The 12,012-nt window shown below is 46.4% G+C and carries 9 protein-coding genes; 1 reads left to right on the forward strand and 8 read right to left on the reverse strand.

The window, feature by feature from the left end:
* Positions 1-45 precede the first annotated feature (45 nt).
* Positions 46-1,125 carry an HD-GYP domain-containing protein gene (locus DXD06_RS15325; RefSeq protein WP_243001137.1) on the forward strand — a complete coding sequence of 360 codons (1,080 nt, stop codon included), beginning with the start codon at positions 46-48 and terminating at the stop codon, positions 1,123-1,125.
* Positions 1,126-1,156: 31 nt separating this feature from the next.
* On the opposite strand, the gene DXD06_RS15330 is transcribed toward DXD06_RS15325, so the two are convergent.
* The 8 genes from DXD06_RS15330 to DXD06_RS15370 form a co-directional block, all read right to left on the reverse strand.
* Positions 1,157-2,188 carry a D-alanyl-D-alanine carboxypeptidase family protein gene (locus tag DXD06_RS15330; RefSeq protein WP_158569557.1) on the reverse strand — a complete coding sequence of 344 codons (1,032 nt, stop codon included), beginning with the start codon at positions 2,186-2,188 and terminating at the stop codon, positions 1,157-1,159.
* 54 nt (positions 2,189-2,242) lie between these two features.
* Positions 2,243-4,597, reverse strand: a complete 2,355-nt coding sequence (locus DXD06_RS15335; protein ID WP_117832942.1) for an alpha-galactosidase — start codon at positions 4,595-4,597, stop codon at positions 2,243-2,245.
* Between the two features lie 17 nt (positions 4,598-4,614).
* A complete protein-coding gene (locus DXD06_RS15340) occupies positions 4,615-5,991 on the reverse strand; it encodes a glycoside-pentoside-hexuronide (GPH):cation symporter (RefSeq protein WP_117832944.1) in 1,377 nt (458 codons plus the stop codon).
* Between the two features lie 12 nt (positions 5,992-6,003).
* The gene (locus tag DXD06_RS15345; protein ID WP_117832946.1) at positions 6,004-8,391 is read right to left on the reverse strand and encodes a glycoside hydrolase family 2 protein; all 2,388 of its coding nucleotides are present in this window, start codon (positions 8,389-8,391) and stop codon (positions 6,004-6,006) included.
* Between the two features lie 24 nt (positions 8,392-8,415).
* Positions 8,416-8,985, reverse strand: coding sequence for a TetR/AcrR family transcriptional regulator (locus DXD06_RS15350; RefSeq protein WP_055067697.1), 570 nt, complete (start codon positions 8,983-8,985; stop codon positions 8,416-8,418).
* A 140-nt stretch (positions 8,986-9,125) separates the two neighbouring features.
* On the reverse strand, positions 9,126-10,457 hold the full coding sequence (locus DXD06_RS15355; RefSeq protein WP_117832950.1) for an MATE family efflux transporter: 1,332 nt from the start codon (positions 10,455-10,457) through the stop codon (positions 9,126-9,128).
* A gap of 82 nt (positions 10,458-10,539) precedes the next feature.
* A complete protein-coding gene (locus DXD06_RS17615) occupies positions 10,540-11,670 on the reverse strand; it encodes a GGDEF domain-containing protein (protein ID WP_243001139.1) in 1,131 nt (376 codons plus the stop codon).
* Positions 11,671-11,778: 108 nt separating this feature from the next.
* The coding region (locus DXD06_RS15370) for a helix-turn-helix domain-containing protein (protein ID WP_070103629.1) at positions 11,779-12,012 on the reverse strand (234 nt) is incomplete at its 5' end.

Raw genomic sequence — 12,012 nt, forward strand, 5'->3', positions numbered from 1 at the left:
ATATCCAACAAATAGTAAAATATAAATATGATAAAACGAAAGTACATGAGAACAAGACAATTAAAACCGGGCATGAAGCTCGATCATCCGGTCGTTGACCGTCTGGGACGTAATCTCGTTGCCAGAGGTGCCGAACTGGATGATTATATGATTGATTCCCTGTTGAAACTGGGTATTATGTCTGTTTACATCCAGGAGGGGGAAGAAGAGGAAAATCCAGAACAGGTTCCTGCTTCTCCAAAAGCAGAAAAAAATATCGAACGGCTCCGTACCGAAGACCGCGCAAAAGTTACTCTTTCTGCCAGTATCCGTGAACGTGTCTCTACCGGTATCCAGTTTATCTACAACAATACGACCTCCGAGGAAATGGTTGCCACCACAGAGAGCATTGCCGATGACCTGATGCGTTCCATTAAAAACAATGATGCCATCGCAATTGATATCTCCACGCTCAAAACCAGTGACGAATACACCTTCAAACACAGCGTGGATGTAGCAACCATTTCCATGATCGTTGCCAAGCAGCAGGGACTCTCTCCCGAAGAAGTACGGGAAATCGGTGTCTGTGGTTTGCTGCACGACATTGGAAAAACCAAAATTCCAAATGCTATCTTAAACAAACCGGGCAAACTCAATGATGACGAATTTGCCATTATGCGGCAGCACTCGACATACAGTTACAACATGATCAAGGATCGTGCGGAATTTTCTCCGGCTGTCTGCCTTGGTGTTTTGCAACACCATGAAAAGATCAATGGAAGCGGATACCCGATGGGTGTGTCTGCGGAGAAAATCTGCCCCTATGCCAAGATTCTGTCCGTAGCGGATATCTATGATGCCCTGGTTACCGAACGCCCCTATAAAAAAGCCTATTCCCAGAGAGATGCCGTGGAAATGATTATGTCCATGACCATGGAACTCGACATAACTGCCATGAAAAGCTTCCTTGAAAGCATGATTCTATATCCGGTAGACAGCATCGTGGAACTGAGTAACGGCGAACAGGCGCGTGTGGTCAAAAATATTCCGCACTATATTCTCCGTCCTGTGGTTGTCGGGCTTACCAGCGGTAATGTTTACAACCTTGGAGAAGATATCAATTGTGCCAATATCATCATTCTTTAAACAACAGGGAACAGCTTTCGCTGTTCCTTTTTTATTGTGTTACCTCTTCACTTTCAAAAGGCTGTGCCGTCTCTGGCAGAAACGCATCGTAAATATCCACATGATCATAGATACAGCGCCAGCTGCTGGTGGACCCTGCAGTCACACAGATATACTCTTTTCCATCCGGTGTCTGTGCCATACTTGCCGCACAGCTTCCGGACTGATTCACAAAGCCAGTCTTTGCCCCGATAATTTCACTGTGTGTATCCTTATCTTCAATTCTCCGCAAAAACCAGTTGGATATTGTAATCCCATCTGGATGTGGTTTGGATTTTGATGTCGTATAGGTTCGCGTTCCAAGAACTTCCCTGCACAGATCATTGTCCATTGCGGCTTTTAAAATCATTGCCATATCATACGGCGTACTGTAATGGTCATCATTGTATATGCCGACACAGTTGGTAAAATGTGTGGTCTCCGACAATCCCATTTTTTCCAGTTCCTGATTCATCATATCCACAAATGCTTCCTGTGAACCGGCCACATAAGTTGCCAGAGAAACCGCAGAATCTGCCCCTGACGGCAAAATGGTTCCATAAAACAGATCCCTTACCGTTACCTGCTCATCCACTTCGTATCCTGTATTGCTGCAGTCGTTACTATAACTGAAATCTGTGGCATCAATACTGATGGTAACCAGCTCGTCCAGCTGCTCTGGCTTAATATTTTCCGCTGCTACCAGCACGGTAAAGATTTTGGTCATAGATGCCGGAATCATACGTTTTAATGCATCTTTTCCAGCCAGAATCGTTCCGGCATCCACATCAATGAGAATTCCCTGCTTGCTGACAACGGACTTCGGAAGCGATTTTGTCTCTGCGGTCTCCGTAGCGGAATAATCAAATACTTCCTCTGTTTCCGTTGGTATTTCCGATGCCTGCTCCTGCTGCGTCGGCTCAATCATCTTTGGATCTTTTTTGTTCTTTCCCTTTTTCCCCAGCACAACTGCCAATACCAGAACAACTGCTAAAATTACAACTGCTGCAACGGCTATGTACCATCTGTTTTTTCGTTTCTGCATTTTCTTATCTCCTGTCCTGCCTGAATTGCTCTTTTGTATCATAGCACTTTTCGGCTATAAATTGCAATCCATCAGATACAAACGAGACGCAAAATCCGGAAAATACCGTACGTTCTCATCATATCCGGTGCCTCCGAATGCCGGGTGCAGATGTGCACCTCCATACATCAGGGCATCCCCGTATGCACAGAAATCCTCCTTTTCCCCATCCATCTTTACAAATTTTGCCAGCAGATGATGTGTCACAGAATCCGGGCGGATATGTACCGGAGCAACCGTGTTGACCAGATCCCCAAACTCCAGAATACTGTACGTTAACGCGCGGTTAGTAAAATGGTACCGTTTCTCTTTTGCAAGTCCTTTGGGATAATACGCATGAAACTGTGTATTCGGTTCCGCAAGTTTCTGCATCAGCATGCCGACTGCCTGTGTCTGATCTTCTGAAACACAGGTCCATTCTGTGAGATTTCCGTCAGCAAATGTCCGCCCACGATAAAATGTGCCCTGCTGCAATACACTACGCCACTTCCTGTACAGTGCAATCTGAGCCCTGATCTCCTCAAGTTCCTCTCTGGTACAGTCACAGAAATTACATTCATACCCCAGCACTGCGAATGCGGCAACTGCAAAGCGGGTCGTAAGCGGTGTCCGGCGCAGCGTCTGATGGTTCGGACACGCAGATACATGTGCACTCACCGTCGAGAGCGGATACCCGTAACTGTAATTTGTCTGTATGTCCGCCCTGCAACAGGCATCTGTGTCATCGCTTCCCCAGATCTGCGGAAAATAGCACAAAATGCCGGGATCAAAACGGTTTCCGCCTGCTGCACACCCTTCAAATAAAATTTCCGGAAAACGACGGGTCAGTTCCTCCATGCACCGGTACAGTCCCAGCACATAACGATGTGCCACCTCTCCCTGCTGTGCGGCCGGCAGGCTCTGTGAATAATAATCGGAAAACGTCCGGTTCATATCCCACTTCACATAAGAAACCGGTGCCGAAGAAAAGACCTTTGTCATACTGGCAATGATATACTCCTGCACTTCTCTCCTGCCAAGATCCAGAATTCTCTGGTTTCGTCCTTCTGCATGTGGTTTTCCGGGAATTTCAATGGTCCAGTCCGGATGCTTCCGGTAAAGGTCACTGTCCACACTGACCATCTCCGGCTCTACCCAGATCCCAAAAGCAAGCCCCAGATCTGTAATTTTTTTGGCAAGGCGCGATAAGCCGCCGGGCAGTTTTTTTGTATTCGGCACCCAGTCTCCCAATGAAGAAGTGTCATCGTTTCGTCTGCCAAACCAGCCGTCATCCACCACAAACAATTCGATTCCGGCATCTTTTCCCGCCTTTGCCAGCTTTAAGAGCCTGCTCTCACTGATATCAAAATAGCAGGCCTCCCAGCTGTTTAAAAGTACCGGGCGCGGCCTGTTTTTCCAATATCCGCGCACGATATGCTCCCGGATAAACGCATGCATCCGCCGGCTCATGCCTCCCCATCCATCCGGTGCATAGGTCATAAAGGCCTCCGGTGCCTGAAACTGTGCTCCCGGCTCCAGTTTCCACGAAAATTCCCGTGGATTGATCCCCGTAAGAAGCCGGAGTTTTCCAAAACTGCTGACCTCCGCAGTCTCACAGTGATTTCCACTGTAGATCAGATGAAATCCGTAACAGTCTCCCTGATCTTCTCCCGTTTTCGGACGGCTCAGCATCACAAACGAATTTGCCCGGCTCGACGTGGTTCCGGTAAAAGAATCATTGACAATTCTGCCACCGGTCAGCGTCTGGTCACAGCGGTGCATCTCCCGCGCCCATGCGCCGCGAAATGTCGTAAAAATATAATCACTGTCATCAAAATCCAGCTGCAGACTCATCAGACGGGTAAGCTGTACATCCTGACTGCTGGCATTGACGATCTTCGCACTCCGTCCGATCACATCTGCTGCCTCGTAGACATAGTAGTAGAGCAACAGCTTCAGATCATACTGCCGGTCCAACATTGTCACACACAGCTGCTGCACTTCTCCCGCACTTCCATAGGAACCCGGAAGTCCGTCCAGCGCATCTTTTTCCCCGGTAATAACGGCATCTTCATAGCGGAAATCCAGAGTCTTTGCCCCATCATAAAGAATAGCCTCAACAAACGGCTCACGGATATCGCCCTTTCCGTACGAAGACATTTCCAGCCGCACATCCTCCAGCGAAAAACCGGCATGCTCTTTTTCACAGATATTCACATTTCCCGGTGCAAACACATGCTTTTCCACAAGAATTTCAAGATCATCCGGATGCTCGATATGAATAGTTCTCCCGTAATACAGATGCTCCGGATGTCCCCCCGGCAGAATGGAAAATGCATATGTTGTATGTGCCGTATCCAGTACGAATGCCTGTCCAATTTTACGAATCATAGCTGTCATCCTTTCTTTTAGCAGTTCTCCTGATTTTTAATTGCTGCATTAATCTCCTGCAGCTTTTTCTCTGTCAAAATATATTTTTTCCGAAATACCAATACCGCGATGAAAAGACCGATCATCGGAATTCCCGCCATCGTCAGCCGCAGTCCCAGCACCGAAGAATCCGCTGCACGCGCAACAACCGCCGCACTTGTATCCTGCTTGAGGTTACAGAGAGACAGACAGATCGCTGCGATCAGCACGGCAACTCCCGAAGCCAGTTTCACAACAAACGTCTGCATGGAAAAAATCACACTTTCATCACGGCGGTGATTTTTCATTTCCCCATAATCTACCGTATTTGCCAGAAATACTGTGGTAAGCACGGTCAGCATGCCAAATGCCGCAAAGATCAAAAATCCCGGCACCACCAGGGCTCCAAGCGCAGTATGACCGCCAATCATCAGCACAAGCAGAATCGCATACCCTGCGATTGCCATTCCAAAACTCAGGTAGAACACACGGATACTGCTCATAAACTTCCGCAGCAGCGGAAACAATACCATCATGGACAAAATCTGTACCGCTCCGCCAAATGTACTAAAAAGTGTATAGCTGTTATACCAGCTCTCCCCACTCACATCATACTTGAAAAAATACAACAGCAGATTGGACGTAATATACAAAGAGCAGTTAATCAGTACAATGGTGATGACAACCGTCATTGCCTGATCGTTGTGAATCAGCGCCGAAAACATCTGCCGTACGGTCGGTGTTTCCATATGAACCGTGGATTTTTCCCGGATCGTCAGACAGGTGATCGTAATAAACAGCACAAACAATACCGCAACAATAAGTGCAAACCAGCGGAAACCCGTGCGCTCATTTCCCTGTCCCAGCATATACACACATTTCATCGTAATAATCGTAACGAGAGCGGAACCGACACCCGAACAGGAACGCGCCATAGTTGTTAAATTTTCGCGCTCTTTTCCGCCTTCTGTAAATGCCGGAATCATCGACCAGAAAGGAATGTCCATCATGGTATAGGTGACTCCCCACACAATATAGGTAATGGCTGCATATGCCACAATCCCACTTCCATTCCATGCCGGCGGTGCGGCAAACATCAGATACAGCACGATCGCATTGCACAGGGTTCCAACCAGAAGCCATGGACGGAATTTTCCCCAGCGTGTTCTGGTTTTTGCAACAATCACTCCCATAATCGGATCGTTAAATGCATCAAACACCCGCGCTGCCATGAGAATAATTCCCATTGCCATCGCACTTACTCCGAGAACATCCTGGTAATAATACAGAATATAGCTCGCCGAAAGCATATATACCATATCTTTTCCGACAGCCCCCAGGCCGAATGCCGTTTTTTCTTTTGCTGATAATTTCATTGTATTTCCCCCTTACTCTTCCCGTGCCACCTGAAAATGTTCACAGATTTTCCCCGTCTGCGCATTTTCAATTGTCAAAATTCCTTCTCCGGCCTGTCCGGTCGTCTTTACATAAGTACCGCCCATACCTCCCTGTAAACATATGGTCTTTGGACCGATCAGTTCCAGAACACCTTTCACTTCAAACTGCACCGGTTCATTGAAAAATCCCAGCACATTTCCATTTTCATCCAGTGCCCGGATACGAACCGCCGCCATATCATAGGTTCTGCCTTCGGTCAGGTTATGTGCACTTACCTTCACCTCCAGATGTGCCTGCTGCATCGGCTCCTTGATCACGGTCTTTACCACTTTTCCGTCCCTGACAGCCTCAAACTTATAGACCGTGGAAGTCGTCCCCCAGTCCCCGACATAACGTGTGTAAAGCGCAACCGCATCCTTTGGTTTCATGTGATAGCAGACCATCAGCCGCAATGCCAGAAGGTAGAACTTTGCCGGAAGATTGTTCAGCCCGTAATACGCCGTCATGTTAAGCAGCTGCCCTATCAGTCTGGCCTGTTTCGGTTTCATCGGCTCATTTTCGACAATCGCATTTCCGATAAAGTCATTCACAGGAATCGGTCCATGCGCCAGTGCACGATATGGGGAGTCCTCCCGATGATACTCTTTGATTAATTTAGAGTTTTTGTACATCCGCACGGCATCCGCATTTGTAATCATCCAGTTTCCGCTGCGGTTTCCGCCCGGATGCTCTCCGATATCCATCGAAGAACTCAGTTCTAAAACCGGTGTATCTTCCTGCTGACTGCTATACACCGCCGCCGCAAGTTTCGGGTTGCGGAACATATCCATCACGCCATGGTAACAGATCCGGTCACCACTGCCAAAATCCTTGTGCGTATTATAGTCAAACATACACCAGCCAAAACTTCCTGCAATATCCGGCTCCTGTGCCACCGCATTTAATACATTTGCATGACGGATTGCATGCTCCGTCCGGTGTTCCTCATCGTCAAACGGCTTGGTCGGAAACATATGCCCGTTATACTCACTGATCAGATACGGTTTTTTCATATCTGGTGTAACTTTTCGTTTCGGATTACACCCCGGATGTCTGCCATCGTGAAGAAAATCGTTGAATGTATAAACATCCTCCAGAAGATGGCTTTTCTTTAGCATCCGCACTCCGCCGGTTGCACGTGTATCGTCCAGTTCATGTGCCACCCGGTTTGTTTCCCTGTAAAAAACATCGTCATCCTGCGACTCATTAATCCGCACACCCCAGAGAATAATGGAAGGATGATTGCGGTACTGCACGATCATTTCCTTTAAATTCTGCACCGCCTGCCGCTTCCATTCTTCATCCCCGATGTGCTGCCACCCCGGAAACTCGGTAAACACAAGCAGGCCAATTTCATCACAACGACGGATAAAATCCTGCGACTGCGGATAATGGGAAGTGCGCACAGCATTCACGCCAAGTTCTTTTTTGAGAATATCGGCATCGAAAATCTGCATGGATGCCGGCGCTGCATATCCCACATACGGATAACTCTGATGACGGTTTAACCCTCGAAGCCGCAGTTTCTTTCCGTTCAGATAAAAACCATCTTTTCGGAATCCGGCCTCCCGAAACCCTGTGATATCCACACGCGCATCTATCATTTCCCCATTTTTCCACAAACTCGTACGAATTTCATACAAATATGGATTTTCCGGTTCCCACAAACGGATCTCCTGCACCGGAAAAACGGTTTGCACATTTGTCTGTTTTACCGGCTTCTGTCCCAGGGGACTATATGCACCCTCGCCTTTTTTGCGGATTTCCTGCTGCAACGTTATCCCATCCGAAATATTCTGTACCGTAATCTCTGTAGTCACCTGCAGAGGATGTATCTGTGGCTTGATAAATACATCTGCGAGATGTGTCTTATTTCTCACCTGCACATAAACCTCACGATACATCCCGCCAAAAGTCATGTAATCTATGGCATATCCGAACGGCGGAATATTCAAATTTTCCCGGCTGTCGACACGCACCGCAAGTACATTGTCCTCCCCATATTTCAGGTATTTTGCAATTTCCACAAAAAATGCCGTATAACCGCAATGGTGCGCTTTCACTTCTGTCCCATTGACATAAACAACCGCATCATGCGCCACTCCCTCAAAGGTCAGTTCCACACTTTTCCCCTGCCACGCTTCCGGCGCCATAAAATGTCTGCGATATCCACACAGCATCTGATACGCATGCTCATCAAAGTAATGATACGGAAGCTCTTTGCAGGTATGCGGCAGCCGCACATCCTCCATCTCATTTTCCGGATATACTGCCTCTTTCATGGCTTCTTCCCATGTTTCGGCAAATTTCCAGTCATTGTTCCAATACAACCTCTCCATGCTTCTTTATGCTCCCCTTTCGTTTTACCTCTCCGAAGCAATTCCATACATCAGAATCCCGACAACCTCCTGCAATGCCTGCGCATAAGTAATTTCATTCTGCAGCAGGATATCGCGCTGGAAAAACTGCTCTAACGATGCTTCCAGCATCATCTTTAAAATCGGAATCCGGACCGGACGGATCACACCTTCCTGCATGCCCTGTTCCAACAGGGCAATGGTCGTTTCCCAGCCTGTTTCGAGCCGTACTTCCACCTGATGATAAATCTCCGGATATTTTTCTTTTAACTGATATAACTGTCGAAAATCCACATCCTGATAACATTCCGGCATCACACCAAGGATTGTGTGAATCTTTTGCAGGGTGTCCATCTCCGGATTCTCTACGATCTTCTGCTCACTGTCCTTGATCCGGTCAAACAAATAGTCCACCGTTTCCAGAAACAAAGCCTCCTTATCACGAAACACCTGATAAATCGTTTTTTTACTGATCCCTAAAATCTTTGCAATATCATCCATCGTAAATTTCAAACCCTTTTGATTGAATGCCTGCAACGTTCCCTGCATAATGTTCTCTTTCAGTTCTTTATTCATTCTTTTCATCCTTTCTGCCGGAAGGAAACTATTTTCTTCATTTCAGTTTCCATTATAGTAGCATGTTCTCTCTCTTCCTTCAAGAAACTAAATGCCCAAAAATCGTTTCCGATTTTTGGGCACATTTTTTACGCTGCGTTTTATCCCCGCATCAATTCCCTGCGCACCGTTTTTCTCACAAAATAAAAACAGATGACCTGCATCACAATCGTGATGATCCAGGATGCCGGATAAGAAATAAACAGGAAGTACAACGATCTGTGATGTGGGAAAAATCCAAAAATCCAGAGAATTCTCGTTCCGACCGTACCGATCACCGACAGGATCATCGGCACTGCCGAATGTCCCATCCCCCGCAGTGCTCCGGGAAACAAATCCATAATGCCACACAGAAAATATGGCACTGTTGTAATGGCAAGAATCTCCATGCCGCTCTCGATCACATCCTTTTCTCTCGTATATATACTAAGTACCTGCGGTCCGAAAAACCATGCGCCACATCCCAGCAGCAGGGAAACACTGACCGTAAGAATCAGACAGTCGATCAGCACACGATCCATACGTTTATATTTTCCCACACCATAATTCTGACTCGTAAAACTCATACATGCCTGTGTAATGGAATTTACCGACATATACAAAAATCCCAAAATATTATTTGCCGCTGTATACCCCGCCATCGCCGTATCTCCGAAGGAATTCACGGAAGACTGCAGCAGCGCGTTTGAAAAGTTAATAACCGTACTTTGAATCCCGGCAGGAATTCCCACCTGAAAAATCTGCAGCAGATAAACCTTTTTTATTTTCAGCTTCGAAAAGCGCAGCTGATAGCAGCTGTCGGTGCGGTACAGGCATAACAAAACCAGAATGCAGGAGATCATCTGTGCCGTAATCGTCGCAGTAGCTACGCCTGCCACCCCCAGATGAAAACCGATCACAAGAATCAGATCCAGCAGTGCATTGGCACATCCGGAAATCACCAGAAACAACAACGGCCGCTTGGTATCTCCCACCGCACGCAGAATCGCTGCCCCATAATTATAGAGCATAAAAAACGGCATCCCCAGAAAATAAATCCGCATGTAAAGGGTTGACTGTGCAATGACATTGTCCGGCGTTCCCATAAGAAGCAGCGCACCTTTTGCACTGATTACCCCGATTCCTGCCATGAGAATTCCGCTGATCAGTGCCAGCAGAATGGCGGTATGTACCGTGTCTGACATTTCTTTTTCCCTGCCGGACGCAAAAAAACGTGCCGCAAGCACGTTAGCCCCCAGCGAAATTCCGATAAACAGATTGGTGAACACGTTGATGAGTGCCGTGGTCGATCCCACTGCCGCCAGTGCCTGTTTTCCCGTAAAATGCCCCACAACAATGATATCAACCGCATTGAACATCAGCTGTAAAATTCCAGACAGCATGAGTGGGAGTGCAAACGAGATCAGTTTATCCATGATCGAACCATTGCACATATCTATTTCATATTTGTTTGTTTTCAAATTTTCTCTACCCCCTTTTCGGTTCTGTTATCCCTCTGAGCCATAAAATACGCCGCTACTGGCGGCGTATTTGTTTGTCCTTATACATTCTCTGATCTGCGATCTCGATCAGTTCCATTATATTTTCATATTTTCCCACGGCATATCCCACGGAGGCAGATACCGGAATCTCACTGTTTTTCTGAATCGGCTTCATCACCTGCCTCCACTTTTCAATGACATCTTCTGCAATCTCCTGTGTCCCATCCGGAATAATCATAAGAAATTCATCCCCACCGTAACGGTAAGCATTGGTTTCCTCACTCGTCACTGCTGCCCGAATGGATCCCGCAATTTTGGCAATCAGCTGGTCTCCGTACAAATGGCCAAACGTATCGTTTACATATTTCAACTGGTTGACATCCCAATAAATAACCGCAACCGGGCGTTCTTTTGGCTCCATATGTTCCACTGTTTCAAGCAGTTTATTTTTGCTGTAAAGTCCCGTCATATCATCCATGGAAGCCGCCTGTACCATACGCATTGCATTTTCCATGGACTTGCGCACAATACTGTTTACACTGTTACTTACATAATAAAATGCAACCGCCATCAGCGATCGCGGCATCACATAATAAAGTGCCAGCGTAACCATAGGATTTTCGTTTACTTTGTTGAGCAAAAACACACCATCCTTCTGCAGATGATCCAGTGATGTCACCGTCAGCAGTGCCATGTTTGCATCACATACCCCAAAATAATAGCCCACATAAGTACTGATCGTAATCACAACCACTGTAAATATAAAGGCATAAACCGACAGTCTCTTTGAAGTATACATACTTGAAATGATAATCGGGATCATCATAATAATGATCATATGGTAGGTAAGGGATGCACTCGCGACCATGACAATCAGCCCGATGGCCGTAACGCTGAGATACTTGGTAAATGGGTGCTCAAGCCCCACCTTCACAAGCAGCAATCCATAAATCAACGCCAGCACACATGCCACCACATAGCCTCTGATAAAAATCGCCTGATCCACGATAAAAATATGCAGGCTGTTCAGAATCATCACAAACGAATAGAATAAAATGCAGATTCCCACCACACGGAACGCAAAAATATTCTGTGTCACATCCTTCTGCTCGTAAAAAGCATTTTTATTTGTAATTTTAGATAACAGTGCCTTGCAGGTGCTCATCCATATATCCTCCAGCTTTGTCTGCCTTTAGTATAACATATTCCTGCATGAGTTTCACTACTTTGATGAACTTATAAATTCATCAGGAAAATTTTCCATAACTTTTTGTCAGTGTTCTGCCATTTTTTCTATCGTGCCATGCATAACGGAATCAGTCCCTGCAAATGAAACTTCGTCTATGATTTTACATACCACATCAATAACCTTTGTAAGACTTACTTCTTCATCACGACGTAATTTTGTCATCGTGTTAGGAGCAATTTCTGCCTTTTTACGCAAATCAGATTTGCTCATTTTTTTATCCACTAATAATTTCCATAATTTGTTATATGATACAGCCAT

Source organism: Roseburia sp. TF10-5 (genome assembly GCF_003462365.1).
Classification (GTDB): domain Bacteria; phylum Bacillota; class Clostridia; order Lachnospirales; family Lachnospiraceae; genus Roseburia; species Roseburia faecis.